The following is a 14,017-nucleotide window of genomic DNA, read 5'->3' on the forward strand; positions in this document are numbered from 1 at the left end:
ATAATACAATTTCATTTTCATCTAAATCCAATTTTAGGTCTATCACTTTCAATTTGTTCACCACCATTGTCTGTGCCTAAGTTATAGACATCACACAATGCCATGTCTTCAGTTACAGGTTCAGTCTTACCAAGTTTAACAGCTAAGGCAGTAGCTTTATCTTTGGTAAGTTTACCAAATTCATATTTAACTTTCAATCTTCCTTTACGTAATAATGCTTTATCAATACTACTAATATCAGCATTAAAGGTACATATGAACTTAAGGTTTAAAGAGTCTCCAAGTATACCGTCTGACAGGTTTAGTAAAGAGGATATTCTGTGATTTCCTTTAGTGTCCCTACTTACTAATAAGTCCTCACAGTCTTCTACTACAAACACTGAATCTCTCTTATTAGTAAGAAGTTCAATAAATGAAGCATCTCCAATGTATTGAAACGTAGAAGCATCTAAGAACACAAACTTCTTACCTGGATTGTCGGCTATTAGCTTTCTAATATAACTAGTCTTACCGCAACCAGGAACTCCGTGTAATATGGCAATTCCACTCTCCTTGGAATTTATCATATCGGTTATTTGTTGATGTGGTAAGTCATCATTATAATTAGATTGTATATCACAATCTTGCTCTTTTACCTTCATGAGTGTAGTTCTGAATCCTTGATTACTGTAGGTTACGTATTCCATAGTAGCTTTAGCCTCTTTATATACCAAGCAATCTACTATTTCTTTTGGAATATCATCAGTATTCAACATTAGAATTTCTAGGTCCTGAAAGTCTATAATATACTCATCAGTGAATAAGAAGTAATCATCTCCCCACCTTATATGAACTGCATCTGGAAACAACTTTAAAAGGTTGTGCTGAGTTGCCCAATAGTCTATAGGTTTGCCCTTGGAAATAGATTCAATCTTTCCTTTAGATTCTGCATCTGACCATTCTCGTCCTTCTGGTAAGTCTACTGCATAATAATCTGACCTAAAAGTCGCCCTATGTGGAGCTCTTCCATGTATCTTCATAAATACAGCGGCTAATGCAGAACCTAACCCGTAAGTTGGGGCTATGACTACATCATAACACTCTTTAATAGCTGTGTGAACTCTTCTCTCTAAATCATTCATATAATTCCCTAGATATATAAATTGGAGCTTTCTTACGTTTAAATTCGGAAGCTAAATGTCGGCTCCAAACCTTATTGACTACATCTTCTCCATGCCTAACACATAATTGTGACCAGCAATCAGATTCTGCCATTTCATCATGTGGGTGCATGATTTGTCCAGCTGAATCATAGCTTTTTCTAAAGTTCTCGAATGGGATAAACCTACTGAATATATCATCCACAGTATCATAGTCTTTAGCTCCAATTTGCTCTAGGTCACTATTACTAATGCCAAGACCGTCCGTAGGAATTAACTTGCAAGAACTATATACAGCATATGACATTGCTCTATATTTATCACAAGTTTCTTTATAATCATTGTGAAGAGCTTCTAAAGCTTTACTTCTGTAACGGTCTTGCAAATAGTTTGCCAGTCCGTAAACTTCAGTCTTCCACAGGTCTTGAATCGGGTCAAAGTCACCAACATCACCATGAATAGTCCAGAATCCAAGCTGATATTCAGTTTGATTATCTGTACTTATTACTAATCCTTTATGGCGACTAGCTATATCATATAGATACATCATTCTGCACCTAGCTTGAAGATTACCATTAGCAATAGGAGTTCTACTAGGCATTTCTTCTAGTTCATCGAGATAGTAAGAATTAGCCATATTGACATCACCTGCATCAGCACAGGCATCAAACAAAGCTGCACGATAGGAACGTTCAAGTCTGTAAACACTAAATTCATTACAGAAGGCTTCTCCTACATGTACAGAAGTAGCGAACTCATCACTTTTATTCTTAATAGGAAGACTTCTACCTATAAGAGGAATATCGGTCTTCTTACTAACCTCATGGCAGATAGCAGCGACAACAGTGGAGTCTATTCCCCCACTGATGCCTAATACCATTACCTTAAGGTTGTTAGAAGTAACGTATTCAGCTGTTTTATCAACTAATACATTAAATACATGTTCATAATTTAGTTCACTCATAATCCTAATTCAGATAAACAAGATTTTACTTCTCTCATTTCACCAGTATGTTTGCCTTTATCATCCGACAGCTTAACACAACCGTAAACAGGTTGATTAACATTCATTTGACAGCTAATAAGCTTCATCACTATGTTAGCTGGCTTAAATCCAGTATCATTAGTAAGATTAGTGCCTATTCCAAACGAACACCTGATTCTACTTCCACAATACTCCATAATGTCCTGGCATTTGTCAAAGTCCAAAGCATTACTGAACACTATAGTCTTAGTAGTGGGGTCTACTCCAAGTTCTTTATAACGAGCAATCATACTGTTTATGAATTTGAACTCATCGCCAGAGTCACACTTTTCAGTTGGCATCCTTTTAAACATTCAAATATAGAGGTTTGTAAGAAACTACATAATCTTCATTTACTAACGATACGTTAGAGAACTTCATGCCATTAAATTCCTGTATTCCATGACATCCACTGTGAATGTGTCCGCAGAAACAATGTTTAGGTTGTTTACGCATGATTTCATCGGCTAACCATGTATTACCCGCATCTTTTCCTGCCCACGCTCCTTTATGTATCTCACCTAGCCCAAGTAGTCTAGGAGCATCGTGAGATATAAGAATATCACAATCACTAGGCATATGAGCATACTTAGCTTCCAGGCGTTCAGGCTCTCTCATGAACGCCCAATTACCAAATTGCTTACAGTAGGGAGTTCCGAAGATTTTAAACTTCTTGAATACTCCTGGCTCGATTTCATGCTCGTATTCCCAAGACTTATTATGTAAATACACCAATTTGCCGTCAGTAGGCTTATGAAACATGTTGTACATATCTGGTTCCAAACCTCCATTTCTTTCAAACCAGAAGTCATGATTACCAGCTATGAATACTACATGTTTACATGGTAACCCATTAGCCCATGGAATAAACGTATTTTGAAGCCATAGCCTAGATTTAGGCATGTTTAGCTGTATATTTAACGGCATGATATCTCCACAGATGAGAAATATATCACATTCTTCAACTGCGGGAAGTACTCCATGTAAATCAGACGTAGCTCCTATTCGCATTTCTCGGCTGTATATTTAATCCGTATTTCAGTCATCTCACCATTAGCAATATCTGGAAGTGATTCAACAAAACCTACACCATAGGTAGCTCTTAAATCGAACTCTCCTATCCAAGTAGAGTCATCTGTCTCTTCATCAGAAGTATTCCATTCATCATCATATTTAACTGGAGCCACTGACCCTTCGTAAAGCCACTTATTGCCGTTGTTGTCTATACAATACCAATAACGCATAGTTACTTAATTCCAAATTCAAACTGAAGATTCATCTCAATCCGTTCACCTTTATTTAACTCAGGGAACTTAACGGTTCCTAGAAGTTTATCGAAGTCAAAATTGAAGTCTTCTTCCGACCAAAACAGACCTTCTTTTCTTGGGTCTACCCACTCACCATCATCGTCCATAATTGGTGGTTCTTCTCCAACAAACAGAAATACTTCCTCGTTAGCAGCTCCTTCTAAGTCTCTACAACACCAAAATCGTTTCATTCTTTATACCAAGTTGTGTTTAACTGTTCATCAATCTCAAATTGTAGTGGGCCTTTATCAAACGTAGTAGCTGGAATAACACAGTCTTTAAATACATCATCTGTAGCAGAAGTCCACAGATAGTAGTTATTCATTCCTTGCCAACCGCTGCCAGCTCTCTCCGGCATGTCACCATCAGTTACATGAAGGTCTCCACTTCTATTGGCAACGACCCACCACTTACCTACAGGATTAGTTATTTCCTTTCTCATCTCTAGTAAATTCAGATACGTCTTTTAAATAATCTAACAACTCCTCTTCAGTTTCAGCCAGTTCTAAAATATCAGGCCACCCTAAGACTACACTGGGCGCATATACACGATACCAATCCCCGTCTATTCCTATCCAAGTGGTCAGGTCGGATGTACACATGTAAGGCTCACCTTTAGCATCCAGCTGTCTTCTTATCCCAGGATTTGGACAAGAAGGCCCCATATCTAACTCTAAAGTGTGCCCGTGAATTGTAATTACTTTAGACATATTTCAAATTTTATAGGTTCATCCTCATACGTCATATCTTCCGGAATTGGAAAGCTAAATAGATTTGCAGGATGTAAATCATTAATACAATCATACATATCATATTTAGGGTCTACATTCCAGCTTTCTCCGTCAAAGATAGGCGGGTTGTCGTAATACCAACCCTGCCCATCTTTGTCTACAGCGTAGTAATAGGTCTTAGTCATTACTAAGTGTTATTATACCTTCATTCCTTCAAGTCTCCCATTACGTTACGGTTGAGCCTATCATCAATTCTTTCCTTACAGGCGTCAAGATATGCTTCAAGAGCGGCTACTTGCTTAGCATTTTGCTCACAAGGAAACTTCTCATTCAGCTTCTTCACTCTGTCAAGCAAGATAAGGGCAAGTTGTTCTGATTGCCACCCTGGAGTTACTGTACCGTCTTCGTGCTTGTGAACAAACTGAATTGTGTCAGTAGCATCCACATACTTGGTTTTGCCATTAACAAAGCCAGCACACATTTGGGCACGGTAACGATGAGCTCCATTGAATCCATCATCGGGAATTACTTCAATAGTTTCCTTATTACTAGGATACACCTTTAAGTCCTTAACTAGAACATACTTCTTTCTGCTACTAATAATTTTAGCCATAATGCTTATTCTTTATAAATGTCCAACAATTCACTAAATTCGTTAATAGTCTCACACAAATGCTCTATGCAATTTATGAGAGCTCCTTTCTCCAGTCCCTCTAGCCATTTAAGCCTAGTCTCTGGAGTGCAATCTTCGAGACAAGTAGGAGTAGGCTTCTCCTCTCCTTCTAACTTATCGAAGATGAATATCCCACTAAGATTCCTGCGCTTCATTCACTTGCTTATTAATTATACATTTAACTTGAGCATAAGATACAGGAGTGTAATTATTATTATCAACTCCTACATCATACTGGGTTGGAAGTAAATAAGGCAGTCTAGCTGCATCAGCTCCAGCACTATTTGGGCCTGAATGTACATGTCCAAACAGCTGCCATACGGCATCCTCTGGTTTACGATATATTCCACCATAACACAGAAACGGATAGTGATTTAAGTATATACTACGAGTCTCTATCGAAATCTGCATTTGGGGGACCACTATCTCAAACTTACCCATGTAACCTTGTCTTATGTTCTTCCTGTCATGGTTTCCCAGTATGAGGTAAATCTTGCCTTTTAGACGAGACAAGACATTACTCCATACTGCACTACCACCTAGAGCAAAATCTCCCAAATGGAAGACTGTATCATCGTCAGAGACCACACTATTCCAGTTCTCAACTAACATATCATTCATATGGTTTACATCCTTAAATGGACGATTGCACAGATTGATAATGTTAGCATGACCAAAATGTGTATCTGACGTAAAGAACGTATGCTCTGGGTCAAATTTAAACTTATCTGTCATATTAAAATCCTCTTAATTTACATTCATTGTCAATCCTAGTCCAAGGCAGACCTCTACTAAAATTAGCAGCTGCCGTAGGAGAATATCTATCATACAATACTTGATGAATACCTAATCGTTTAATTCTCTTCCCTAACCTTGTACCCACTTTGTTCTCTTCGGCAACCATACCTAAATATATTATAGTAAAGACTATAGCAAATTTGTTTGAATATTCGCCATAGTCTTTCGACAGAGTTTCTATATGGTCTAGAACTGACCGGTCTAATGATTTGGAAGTTTTGTCGTAAATACTAATAAAATCAGCATATACTTTGTCAACTCCATATCTTTTGCCGAAACCTCGTACTACGGTAAAATATGCAACATCTTTAGGAGCATGTCTGTTACATGTTCCGGCGATGTAAATGCACCAATCATCAAATCGACCTCTATCTATCTCTACTACTGTTCCGTCGCTAAAGTTTTTAACGACCACAACAATGTTTATATTTCTTGCCACTGCCGCATGGGCAAGGGGTATTACGACCTATTTTAGGATAAGGTCTAACATATGGTTCTCTTCTTAGGAAGTTAGCAAGATGTTTCCTTAGCAATGCTTCTTCCTCTTTCGACAATTCCTTGTCCATGTCTAGTGCGTCTTTGGCGTCCTGCATTCTGAATGTGATTAGATACTTTAAGAATAATACAAATCTGATAACTAAGTGCATCTTGTAGTCTAGGAGTTTTGCCTCTTCCTTATGAAGTTCTCGCTTATATCTCCTAGTATCTGTTCGATACTTGTAGATTCCCTTCTGCATCAACATCTATATAATTATCCAATAGTAATCTATCTCGTAATTCAATTGCAAGTTCTCTTGCCTGCGGATGAGCATCATTTGCACATCTCAATTTCAAGAACTCTATCCATTGTTCAACAGTGCCAGTCATTATTAATTCTGTCTTTAATGCTAAAGGTAGTACATTTCTAGCTTGTTGAGCAGGCTCGCCCTCTGTCAACAATCCGAAATATGTACTTTCTGCCTCACACATAGCTTGTATCCATGCAGCTTCAGTTCGAGACAATCCTTCAGATATAGTTAAATCATAAGTATGACATAGTTCTATATTATATGAATTACCCTCGAACATATTCTTATACCAGCACGGTATTATACAATTTAATTCCTTACCAAACTTAGCCTTAGAGTAATTGCAATACCTAGTACTTTCTTGAGCGAAGCTAAATAGTCTGTGTCTACAGAACTCTCTAGCAACTCCCATATCACATATAAACCTTACAGTGACACGTTTAACGTGATATTCTGTAGGTTCACACAAGTATTGCAAGTCCTCAAGCCAACCATTCTGGAGTAGTACTCTATAGTTAGTAGTTATAGCTACAAATCCATCAGGAATTCTTGGAACAGGCTGTGCTTGTACAGCTTCTGAGTACTGGTTCTCATTATACTTACTCCAAAGTCTGTAAGCAACAGTGTTAGAATCATCGTTAGCTTTAAAGTCATATCTGAGATATACAGTACCATGCTCTAGCATAGCAGTATGTCCTCTAGCTATAATGACATTATTAATAAACTTCTTAGCACTGTCTTCTGTTATCTTGTCTTCAGACTTATAACAAGTCCTTGCACACAGTTCCATGTGTTTGAATAGACCTTCAACACCTGGTTCCTGGTTAATAAGTTCTACTTTCGGTTTGATTAGGCGCATTAAGCTTTAATTCTACTTCTTTAGATTTGCAATGAACATAATCTCTTAGTAGATGATAAGTTTTGGTACTTATCTCCATCTTCCAATCGTTAACAAACCTTACAAATTCATCATTGAAGTAAGCAACTGCGTCTAAATTAATTGCAAACCCGTCATCAGCTTCAACGAAATAAGCCATTAATAGAATTTTACTTCTTTAGAACTATATTCATCTTGTTCGGAGACAAAGTCATTATCATTGACTATCTCCTCCTGACAAGTATCTTTCTCTCTATCCCATATACATACCAGGTCGAGCATACTGTCAAGATGTTTTAAACTGTGGGGTGCTCTGTGATTTTGGTCAAAGTTATCATATACTCTCTTAAATACCTTCATTATATCCCATTCCCGATAACGTTCATCGTCAGTATTCATGAGCATATTAAAAGTATATGACGTACCTTGCATATAGCCACCCTGGCTCAAGAATACAATGTCTTTATTTTCAGAAGCATTAGGTGGTAAACAATCAGTGATTACTAGATATAGTTGTTGATTTCTCATCTGAACAACCATTGTATTCTCTAAATCATTCAGAGTCATCGTCCCAGTTCGTATAAGGGTTAGACGCGAGGTTACAGTTATAATACTTAGTATCTTCTGTAACCTCTTCTCCTACAAAATCAGGCAGAGGAGGGTTGAGAGTTGCCTGTGATAACTCACACTCGGCAATTACTAACCCTTCATTCTCTCCTAAGAACTCATCAATTTCCCATTTGTTACCCATGTGATATACTATGTAGCGTACCTTACGGATAATATTAGGACAGAACTTTAGAAGCTCCTGTGCTTCATACAATGGGATTTCTTGTTGCCATTCAAAACGACTAAGGGTTCCCTTAGCTTTAATAAATAGCCAACCATGATTGTCCCTAATAGCTATCCTAGTTTCAGAGAGAGGATTGTCTCCAAGATAACCCTGGACTATCAATCCTGCTCTTTGAGCCTGCATCTTATAGCTATTGTTTTTCACTAAATACTTTCTTTCAACTTCAATCATATTAATGTACCCAATGGTCTTCAATTGATATATCAGCACCTAAATGAGCACGTACACAAAATGGTTCACCTCCACTTTCCATACATTTAACTAGTATATTACCTACTTCTTCAGCAATATCATCCGGTGCTTCAACATTATGTTCATCATGTACGGGAACACAATATTTAACTATAAATAGCAGATTGTTCTTCCTTAGCCAATTGAAGAACTTAATTGCAGACAATTTGAAACACATAGAACCAGCATGTTGTCATTCTGTTATCTTAGAGGCTCTTTATCCTCTAATTCTGTACCTGTTCGGTGCAGTTCGGACTATATCTTAATATGTTTTTACAAAACGTGTATAACTCCTCAAGAGACGCAGAGTTCTTCATAGCGTTAGCTTTCATACTGATGATTTGAATATTTCCCTTAACGTATCCTTTAGAATTGTCAATTCTATCAATAGATGGAGAGTAATCATAGCATTCTTTAGTTCCAAAATGGAATGGAACTTCCAACAGCGGACATTTCTCTGGAATTACTATATCAGACAGTTCCAAGTTAAATTCTAACCCCTTTCTGGCAGCACGATTTTTGGCACTGGTTAACATAGCTTGTTCTATGTTACGTTCTCTGGACGCCTTCTTCTGCTGCTGAATTTCTTCTCTATATTCTGGACATAGTTTAATTCTAAGCTTCCTGAAATAGTTCTTATCTTGTCCACCATTAATTAATGTATGCTCTTTATAGCAATCACTACACATCCAATATCTACCAGTTTTACTTTTAGCATAAGTATCAAACTTATCTACTGGTAACTCTTGTTTACATACAGGACAGATTAGTGTACCTTCAGTAACTATAGGTGTTACTTTAACTCCGTCTCTTAGTCTTCTTAACTCCTTCCTACAAGTCTTACATGTATTATCATGTCCATCTTTCATAGACGGGACTTTATAGAAGTTGTCTATAGATTGTTCTTTATTACAACGTTTGCAAATTTTAGTACTACACATAATACAATTTTTAATTATTAATTACCCTGCAAAGATAATTAATATTATGTGTAATACATAACATATTCTCCCTGTTCGTGGAACTTTACCTTCCTTACCATCTAAAGTAAGGAATCCGTGTTCTAGTCTCTACACACTTCTAAACATTACTGTTTAGGTTGGCTCGGTATTCCCATACAGTTAATCATCACGACTTGTGCTCCAGGGTTCACCGAATTAAGGGAGTTTTACTCCGACACAACTTGTGAGTTCATCGGATAGTTAATGGATTGCTTCATAGAATCAGATAACCTTCTTCTCAAATGCTGTGAGCTTGTTTTATAATAATTGTCCCCATTACGCCCTAGCATATACTTAGCTTCTGGAGACCCAAGTTCACTGTCGATTTTACACAAGTTGTCCCAGTCATATATAAACGCCTTATGCTTGGTAATAGGATTAAGAAGGATATATCCCTTATCAAGGACATCTTCTCTCCTAAACTCCTGATATCTCTTTAGTCCAGAGAAACCAGACATATAGTTATTATATACTTCTTGAGCTCTTGCCTTAGTAAGACCGTAATTCTTCATTAAAGTGTTCCAATCTCCACCATAATTAAAACAAAATTCATACCCTTTAGCAGCATCTCTAAGAGGTTTGTATTTAGCTTTAACTTCAGATAGTGGAGTATCATCGGGGATGTCTGTAAATACTATTCTGGCAGTTAGACTGTGTAAGTCACCACTACCATAGATAAGCTCTTCCAACATCGCCTTATCATTGGCAATAGATGCCATTAAGAAAGACTCCTGTCCTTTATAATCACAACTAATCCATTTATACCCAGTATCAGAAATGAAACACGACCTAGTAAATGGGTCATGCGGCAAATTCATTAAAGACGGGTTAGTAGCGGATAACCGCCCAGTATCAGCTCCTAATTGAAAATAGTCTGGATGAATCCTACCACTTACTGGATTAATTTTATCTATGAACTTCTGTCCAAAGGTATCAACTAGAATTTTAGCCTTCTTATATTCTACATAAAGAGGAACTATACTACACTTATGTGCTTGTGGCTTTATCAACTTAATATCAGCAGATTTCTTCTTCTGCTTAGTTTTAGCATCAATGGTAGTACAATTAATACCTAAATGTTCAAATAAAGGCACTACTTGCTGACTACTAGACCAGTTAATGTTACACTTAGCTGAAGCATCAAATCCACTGAACAAATCGCCTTGTAGATTCTTGGTAACATATGGGAAAGGTTTGTCATATTCATAATGAATTAGCCCAGTTTGTGGATTACAAACCCTCTTTATTTGTCCCATATGAGGGCCTACTTTGTCAAATAGTTGATTCTCATGCATAATGTCCACTTCCTCTGTGAAGGCTTTAATATAGCCTTCAGAAGATTTATGTTCATTATAATAATTTTCAACCCACTCGTTAAGCTTAGCTTCTGCTTTATTAACTTCCTCTTTATCTCGAATCATCTTCTGCTTCCATTTTACTGGGTCAAGTTTAGCTCCACAATATTCCATATAGGCAATTACTGGAGTAAACTTCATTTCAAATTCAGCAGCTTTAGTTAATTCCTTCTTCTCTAGTTCTGCATCTTGCTTCTCCTTAATCTTAGTAAGATACATAACATCACCGGCAGCATATTGTACCACTGGTATAGTTAATCCTTGAGTGATAATCTGCCCTCGAACAGTTTTATCAATATCTATACCAAGATAGTTATCAGCTGCTGCTTTTAAAGAAAGACTATGAAACTGGGGAGGATAGCCAAGATAGAGTAACTTTTCAGCAATCATTCCATCCCATACATTATAAGGAACTATTCTATGATGATATAGAAACCTTAAATCAAATGCAATATTCCAACCTAAGAAAGTCTTAGTAGGGTCTTCAAGGACACATTTAAGCTTCTCAATTGGAATAGTTACATTGTCAACAACTATTTGGTCTTCCCCTAAACCATACTGAGTACACAGTAATGGTTTTGTATAGGGGTCTAAACCAGCAGTTTCTGAATCATATTCTACCCAACTATGTGGCATAATCATGTCTATAGCATCAGATAGAGATAATTCCTTATAAGCGTCAGTTTCAAATAGTGACCTTTGATTACTGACTAGATATATCATGAAACCTCAATATCAACAGTACTAATATCAACATCTCCTAAGCTACTAAGTGCGGCTTGTATTCTGCTCTTAATAGCTTCTATGGCTTCATCTATATCCAAATGTCCGTAATATTCATACCATGCTAATCCCTTAGCATTTATGTCAACTTTGAAGACTTTCTCTTCTACATTATAAGGAGCAAATGGGTCACGTTCTGCTCCAGCTGGTAAATTACTCATTAATTAATAGCTGTTAGAATTAATAATAAGTAATCTGTCCACAGACCTCGTCACCGAGTCTTAATCAGCTGTATCGAAATACAGCAACGTTGGGTTATCTTTCTGTATATCTATAGAATCCAGATTCCTAATAGCTAGCTGTTGGGCAAACTGATTAGTATCGAACCCTATCGTTATAAGATGATAACCATGTGCAGTTGGAATTACATGTTTAACTTTGATGTCTTGTGCACCTCTACAACTATTAACAATTTCTATGATTGTGTTAAGATAGTTCTCGTCCTTACTATCAACATCCACAACCCATAGTGGCTTGTAGCCTCTAGCTCTAGTATGCCCACAAGATGAATCCCAAATGCGATATCCTTGATAGCAGTTGCCTTCTTGGATTAGTTTGGCATACTCTTGTATAGCAGTACATGCCACTTCTTCAGCATTACGTCTATTCAAGGTAATGTATGCTCTTGCATGATTACTCTGGCACAATTCAGTAATTTTAGCTCTTTTGCGCTCTAGCTGTTCCCTACTGAATATATAGTAAGTTTTAACAGTCCTATATCCGTTATTACCAGTATCAGTAACACAGCCGTCTTTCTTGCGTTGTATAATTTGCAAGAAATAGAACTCATCTGAATTATTAAATTCCAGAATGTCTAGTATTTGGTCAAAATTATCTATTACCATTCTTCTCGTCTTTAATTTCGTAATACCTGTCTATGGTAATGAAGAACAGAGCTAAACAGAAACATTCTGTCATTAAAACAGGACATGTAAACAGAGCTACAAGCCCAACTATCATTCCTATTAACATCCAAGGTGCTGCCATAGCAAGCAAATTGCGTATAGTAGAATCATCGAAATTACTTCTTAGCCATTTGTTCATATCGCTTATCCCTTTCTTCAATTACTGATAATGGTGATACTCCAGGTTCTAAGGTTTCAATAAGTACAAATCCATTCTCTGGTGTAATCATTGATTCCTTCTCACTTACACTGCCCTTATACTTCTCACCATAATCCCCCTCTACCTTCTTAGTAGCGGGATTGATATCTCCCCAATCTGAATGTCCTCCAATTGGTTCAACATAGTATTTCCTACCAGTCACTAATGATTGATATATAAATCTACCAGTGTCATCAGTGTTCTTTAGAAATCGTTTCTCTAAATCAGTCATTTGGAACTACATCTAAATCTGTCAAATAAAATGCATTGTCGTTTAAATCTCTTTGTACGAAGTATCCGTTAACTTCGACAGTTTCTCCTTTAAGAGTATGTATAGTTATTTCTCTGTCTCGGTCATACTTTTGGAGAATTTCAATCAGTTGTCCTACAAGTATTGCCATTAGAACTTACCCTCATTCGGTTGTAGACAAATCAAGCCTTCATTTCTCCACATCTCCACACACTTACAATTGTCTTCAAGTACGAAAGGTATATAGAACTTGCCTTTGATATTGTCCTCATACAGTTTCTTCTTACATATAGGACCAGCAGTAAAGCTCTTAACAGGACGCATGAGAAGTATGTCAGGATGCAACCAATTGTTCTCTAACCACTGTTCCGTAGCTTTACGAACTTCAGGAGTATCCTCTCTACCAGTTAGAATTATTAACTTAGCAGGATAATTATCACAGAAGTTTCTAATAAGCTCAATGACAGGAGTAATAGGCTCATCAGTAAGCATACCTTCAGCTGCACCTTCTCCGTAGAAGGGACGGCCACTAGTATTCAAACATACAGTTGCATCCATATCTACAATGATTGCTGCTGGTAGGTTAGTATCTTGAACTAATGACTTAGCTTTGGCTGCCATAATTTCTTCATGGATTATGAAGTCCTTATAACGCCTCCAAGTTTGCCTAATAACCTTCTCTCCAATAGGATTAGGTCTCATAGCATCACGGCGAATACATTCTTCAACAGGAGTCCAAAAGTCCTTATACTCTATATCAACATGTATTCCCTTGTCCTTCTCTATATTGGCACATAGAGTTCTAATCCATTCATCCTCTTTGGGATTCAGATTCATATTATCAACTACTACATCGTAACCTTTAATCAAAGCAAACGTTATCATATTAGCTTTAGCTTCAGTAACTAGCTTCTCCCTATTAGGAACCCAGTAATCACCTAACATGTTACGAATATCATCATTGTTAAATCTTACTCTGTGCTCTGGGTCTTCGTGACACCATTGTTTAGCCCAAGTAGATTTTCCCGAACCCTGTCACTGAAGCCCTCTGCATATAATTAGCTTTCGCTGGCAGAGGGCTTCTTTATCATTAATTTGCTCCA

The 14,017-nt window shown here is 37.1% G+C and carries 25 protein-coding genes and 1 pseudogene; all 26 read right to left on the bottom strand.

Features of this window, described 5'->3' with window-relative positions; genetic code table 11:
• Positions 1–17: 17 nt before the first annotated feature.
• Positions 18–1,121 carry an AAA family ATPase gene (locus tag AC5LAX_RS00710; protein WP_493263587.1) on the bottom strand — a complete coding sequence of 368 codons (1,104 nt, stop codon included), beginning with the start codon at positions 1,119–1,121 and terminating at the stop codon, positions 18–20.
• Positions 1,114–2,103: an NAD(+) synthase gene (gene nadE / locus AC5LAX_RS00715; RefSeq protein WP_493263588.1), complete on the bottom strand. Its 990-nt coding sequence runs from the start codon at positions 2,101–2,103 to the stop codon at positions 1,114–1,116. Before nadE ends, AC5LAX_RS00710 begins: the two co-directional genes overlap by 8 nt.
• Entirely contained in the window at positions 2,100–2,477 is a 378-nt protein-coding gene (locus AC5LAX_RS00720) for a hypothetical protein (protein WP_493263589.1), read from the bottom strand. Before AC5LAX_RS00720 ends, nadE begins: the two co-directional genes overlap by 4 nt.
• Positions 2,470–3,174: a metallophosphoesterase family protein gene (locus AC5LAX_RS00725; protein WP_493263590.1), complete on the bottom strand. Its 705-nt coding sequence runs from the start codon at positions 3,172–3,174 to the stop codon at positions 2,470–2,472. Before AC5LAX_RS00725 ends, AC5LAX_RS00720 begins: the two co-directional genes overlap by 8 nt.
• On the bottom strand, positions 3,165–3,350 hold the full coding sequence (locus tag AC5LAX_RS00730; protein ID WP_493263591.1) for a hypothetical protein: 186 nt from the start codon (positions 3,348–3,350) through the stop codon (positions 3,165–3,167). The genes AC5LAX_RS00725 and AC5LAX_RS00730 overlap by 10 nt, the downstream gene beginning before the upstream one ends.
• A gap of 59 nt (positions 3,351–3,409) precedes the next feature.
• Positions 3,410–3,577: a hypothetical protein gene (locus AC5LAX_RS00735; RefSeq protein ID WP_493263592.1), complete on the bottom strand. Its 168-nt coding sequence runs from the start codon at positions 3,575–3,577 to the stop codon at positions 3,410–3,412.
• Between the two features lie 80 nt (positions 3,578–3,657).
• On the bottom strand, positions 3,658–3,912 hold the full coding sequence (locus AC5LAX_RS00740) for a hypothetical protein (protein ID WP_493263593.1): 255 nt from the start codon (positions 3,910–3,912) through the stop codon (positions 3,658–3,660).
• The gene (locus AC5LAX_RS00745) at positions 3,893–4,180 is read right to left on the bottom strand and encodes a hypothetical protein (RefSeq protein ID WP_493263594.1); all 288 of its coding nucleotides are present in this window, start codon (positions 4,178–4,180) and stop codon (positions 3,893–3,895) included. The genes AC5LAX_RS00740 and AC5LAX_RS00745 overlap by 20 nt, the downstream gene beginning before the upstream one ends.
• A complete protein-coding gene (locus AC5LAX_RS00750) occupies positions 4,168–4,386 on the bottom strand; it encodes a hypothetical protein (protein WP_493263595.1) in 219 nt (72 codons plus the stop codon). The genes AC5LAX_RS00745 and AC5LAX_RS00750 overlap by 13 nt, the downstream gene beginning before the upstream one ends.
• Before the next feature lie 20 nt (positions 4,387–4,406).
• A complete protein-coding gene (locus AC5LAX_RS00755; RefSeq protein ID WP_493263596.1) occupies positions 4,407–4,814 on the bottom strand; it encodes a hypothetical protein in 408 nt (135 codons plus the stop codon).
• A gap of 195 nt (positions 4,815–5,009) precedes the next feature.
• Positions 5,010–5,609, bottom strand: a complete 600-nt coding sequence (locus AC5LAX_RS00760) for a metallophosphoesterase (protein ID WP_493263597.1) — start codon at positions 5,607–5,609, stop codon at positions 5,010–5,012.
• A 1-nt stretch (position 5,610) separates the two neighbouring features.
• Positions 5,611–6,111 (bottom strand): DUF7004 family protein, encoded by a 501-nt coding sequence (locus tag AC5LAX_RS00765; RefSeq protein WP_493263598.1) that lies wholly within the window; start codon positions 6,109–6,111, stop codon positions 5,611–5,613.
• Positions 6,077–6,415 (bottom strand): SEC-C metal-binding domain-containing protein, encoded by a 339-nt coding sequence (locus tag AC5LAX_RS00770; RefSeq protein WP_493263599.1) that lies wholly within the window; start codon positions 6,413–6,415, stop codon positions 6,077–6,079. Before AC5LAX_RS00770 ends, AC5LAX_RS00765 begins: the two co-directional genes overlap by 35 nt.
• The gene (locus AC5LAX_RS00775) at positions 6,372–7,319 is read right to left on the bottom strand and encodes an FAD-dependent thymidylate synthase (protein WP_493263600.1); all 948 of its coding nucleotides are present in this window, start codon (positions 7,317–7,319) and stop codon (positions 6,372–6,374) included. Before AC5LAX_RS00775 ends, AC5LAX_RS00770 begins: the two co-directional genes overlap by 44 nt.
• Positions 7,285–7,497, bottom strand: a complete 213-nt coding sequence (locus AC5LAX_RS00780; RefSeq protein ID WP_493263613.1) for a hypothetical protein — start codon at positions 7,495–7,497, stop codon at positions 7,285–7,287. The genes AC5LAX_RS00775 and AC5LAX_RS00780 overlap by 35 nt, the downstream gene beginning before the upstream one ends.
• The gene (locus tag AC5LAX_RS00785) at positions 7,497–7,904 is read right to left on the bottom strand and encodes a hypothetical protein (protein WP_493263601.1); all 408 of its coding nucleotides are present in this window, start codon (positions 7,902–7,904) and stop codon (positions 7,497–7,499) included. Before AC5LAX_RS00785 ends, AC5LAX_RS00780 begins: the two co-directional genes overlap by 1 nt.
• Positions 7,891–8,361 carry a CYTH domain-containing protein gene (locus tag AC5LAX_RS00790; protein WP_493263602.1) on the bottom strand — a complete coding sequence of 157 codons (471 nt, stop codon included), beginning with the start codon at positions 8,359–8,361 and terminating at the stop codon, positions 7,891–7,893. Before AC5LAX_RS00790 ends, AC5LAX_RS00785 begins: the two co-directional genes overlap by 14 nt.
• 1 nt (position 8,362) lies before the next feature.
• Complete coding sequence (locus AC5LAX_RS00795) at positions 8,363–8,599, bottom strand: hypothetical protein (protein WP_493263603.1); 237 nt, start codon at positions 8,597–8,599, stop codon at positions 8,363–8,365.
• A gap of 46 nt (positions 8,600–8,645) precedes the next feature.
• On the bottom strand, positions 8,646–9,362 hold the full coding sequence (locus AC5LAX_RS00800; RefSeq protein WP_493263604.1) for a hypothetical protein: 717 nt from the start codon (positions 9,360–9,362) through the stop codon (positions 8,646–8,648).
• Between the two features lie 227 nt (positions 9,363–9,589).
• Positions 9,590–11,500, bottom strand: a complete 1,911-nt coding sequence (locus AC5LAX_RS00805; RefSeq protein ID WP_493263605.1) for a DNA polymerase — start codon at positions 11,498–11,500, stop codon at positions 9,590–9,592.
• On the bottom strand, positions 11,497–11,721 hold the full coding sequence (locus AC5LAX_RS00810) for a hypothetical protein (RefSeq protein WP_493263606.1): 225 nt from the start codon (positions 11,719–11,721) through the stop codon (positions 11,497–11,499). Before AC5LAX_RS00810 ends, AC5LAX_RS00805 begins: the two co-directional genes overlap by 4 nt.
• A 60-nt stretch (positions 11,722–11,781) precedes the next feature.
• Positions 11,782–12,405, bottom strand: a complete 624-nt coding sequence (locus tag AC5LAX_RS00815; protein ID WP_493263607.1) for a hypothetical protein — start codon at positions 12,403–12,405, stop codon at positions 11,782–11,784.
• A gap of 176 nt (positions 12,406–12,581) precedes the next feature.
• A complete protein-coding gene (locus AC5LAX_RS00820) occupies positions 12,582–12,896 on the bottom strand; it encodes a hypothetical protein (protein ID WP_493263608.1) in 315 nt (104 codons plus the stop codon).
• Positions 12,889–13,065, bottom strand: coding sequence for a hypothetical protein (locus AC5LAX_RS00825; protein WP_493263609.1), 177 nt, complete (start codon positions 13,063–13,065; stop codon positions 12,889–12,891). The genes AC5LAX_RS00820 and AC5LAX_RS00825 overlap by 8 nt, the downstream gene beginning before the upstream one ends.
• On the bottom strand, positions 13,065–13,535 hold the full coding sequence (locus AC5LAX_RS00830; protein WP_493263611.1) for a phosphatase domain-containing protein: 471 nt from the start codon (positions 13,533–13,535) through the stop codon (positions 13,065–13,067). Before AC5LAX_RS00830 ends, AC5LAX_RS00825 begins: the two co-directional genes overlap by 1 nt.
• A gap of 33 nt (positions 13,536–13,568) precedes the next feature.
• Positions 13,569–13,937: pseudogene (locus AC5LAX_RS00835) on the bottom strand (AAA family ATPase); the annotation flags it as partial.
• Between the last annotated feature and the right edge of the window lie 80 nt (positions 13,938–14,017).

It is taken from the genome of Megamonas sp. (genome assembly GCF_986095205.1).

Bases quoted from the DNA above. Each gene is read 5' to 3' on its own strand.
- AC5LAX_RS00800 (WP_493263604.1), bottom strand. From the start codon at position 9,362: ATGTGTAGTACTAAAATTTGCAAACGTTGTAATAAAGAACAATCTATA.
- AC5LAX_RS00770 (WP_493263599.1), bottom strand. From the start codon at position 6,415: ATGTTGATGCAGAAGGGAATCTACAAGTATCGAACAGATACTAGGAGA.
- AC5LAX_RS00825 (WP_493263609.1), bottom strand. From the start codon at position 13,065: ATGGCAATACTTGTAGGACAACTGATTGAAATTCTCCAAAAGTATGAC.
- AC5LAX_RS00795 (WP_493263603.1), bottom strand. From the start codon at position 8,599: ATGTGTTTCAAATTGTCTGCAATTAAGTTCTTCAATTGGCTAAGGAAG.
- AC5LAX_RS00710 (WP_493263587.1), bottom strand. From the start codon at position 1,121: ATGAATGATTTAGAGAGAAGAGTTCACACAGCTATTAAAGAGTGTTAT.
- AC5LAX_RS00720 (WP_493263589.1), bottom strand. From the start codon at position 2,477: ATGTTTAAAAGGATGCCAACTGAAAAGTGTGACTCTGGCGATGAGTTC.
- AC5LAX_RS00810 (WP_493263606.1), bottom strand. From the start codon at position 11,721: ATGAGTAATTTACCAGCTGGAGCAGAACGTGACCCATTTGCTCCTTAT.
- AC5LAX_RS00735 (WP_493263592.1), bottom strand. From the start codon at position 3,577: ATGGACGATGATGGTGAGTGGGTAGACCCAAGAAAAGAAGGTCTGTTT.
- AC5LAX_RS00820 (WP_493263608.1), bottom strand. From the start codon at position 12,896: ATGACTGATTTAGAGAAACGATTTCTAAAGAACACTGATGACACTGGT.
- nadE (WP_493263588.1), bottom strand. From the start codon at position 2,103: ATGAGTGAACTAAATTATGAACATGTATTTAATGTATTAGTTGATAAA.
- AC5LAX_RS00775 (WP_493263600.1), bottom strand. From the start codon at position 7,319: ATGCGCCTAATCAAACCGAAAGTAGAACTTATTAACCAGGAACCAGGT.
- AC5LAX_RS00725 (WP_493263590.1), bottom strand. From the start codon at position 3,174: ATGCGAATAGGAGCTACGTCTGATTTACATGGAGTACTTCCCGCAGTT.
- AC5LAX_RS00745 (WP_493263594.1), bottom strand. From the start codon at position 4,180: ATGTCTAAAGTAATTACAATTCACGGGCACACTTTAGAGTTAGATATG.
- AC5LAX_RS00805 (WP_493263605.1), bottom strand. From the start codon at position 11,500: ATGATATATCTAGTCAGTAATCAAAGGTCACTATTTGAAACTGACGCT.
- AC5LAX_RS00740 (WP_493263593.1), bottom strand. From the start codon at position 3,912: ATGAGAAAGGAAATAACTAATCCTGTAGGTAAGTGGTGGGTCGTTGCC.
- AC5LAX_RS00815 (WP_493263607.1), bottom strand. From the start codon at position 12,405: ATGGTAATAGATAATTTTGACCAAATACTAGACATTCTGGAATTTAAT.
- AC5LAX_RS00790 (WP_493263602.1), bottom strand. From the start codon at position 8,361: ATGATTGAAGTTGAAAGAAAGTATTTAGTGAAAAACAATAGCTATAAG.
- AC5LAX_RS00750 (WP_493263595.1), bottom strand. From the start codon at position 4,386: ATGACTAAGACCTATTACTACGCTGTAGACAAAGATGGGCAGGGTTGG.
- AC5LAX_RS00760 (WP_493263597.1), bottom strand. From the start codon at position 5,609: ATGACAGATAAGTTTAAATTTGACCCAGAGCATACGTTCTTTACGTCA.
- AC5LAX_RS00755 (WP_493263596.1), bottom strand. From the start codon at position 4,814: ATGGCTAAAATTATTAGTAGCAGAAAGAAGTATGTTCTAGTTAAGGAC.
- AC5LAX_RS00780 (WP_493263613.1), bottom strand. From the start codon at position 7,497: ATGGCTTATTTCGTTGAAGCTGATGACGGGTTTGCAATTAATTTAGAC.
- AC5LAX_RS00785 (WP_493263601.1), bottom strand. From the start codon at position 7,904: ATGACTCTGAATGATTTAGAGAATACAATGGTTGTTCAGATGAGAAAT.
- AC5LAX_RS00830 (WP_493263611.1), bottom strand. From the start codon at position 13,535: ATGGCAGCCAAAGCTAAGTCATTAGTTCAAGATACTAACCTACCAGCA.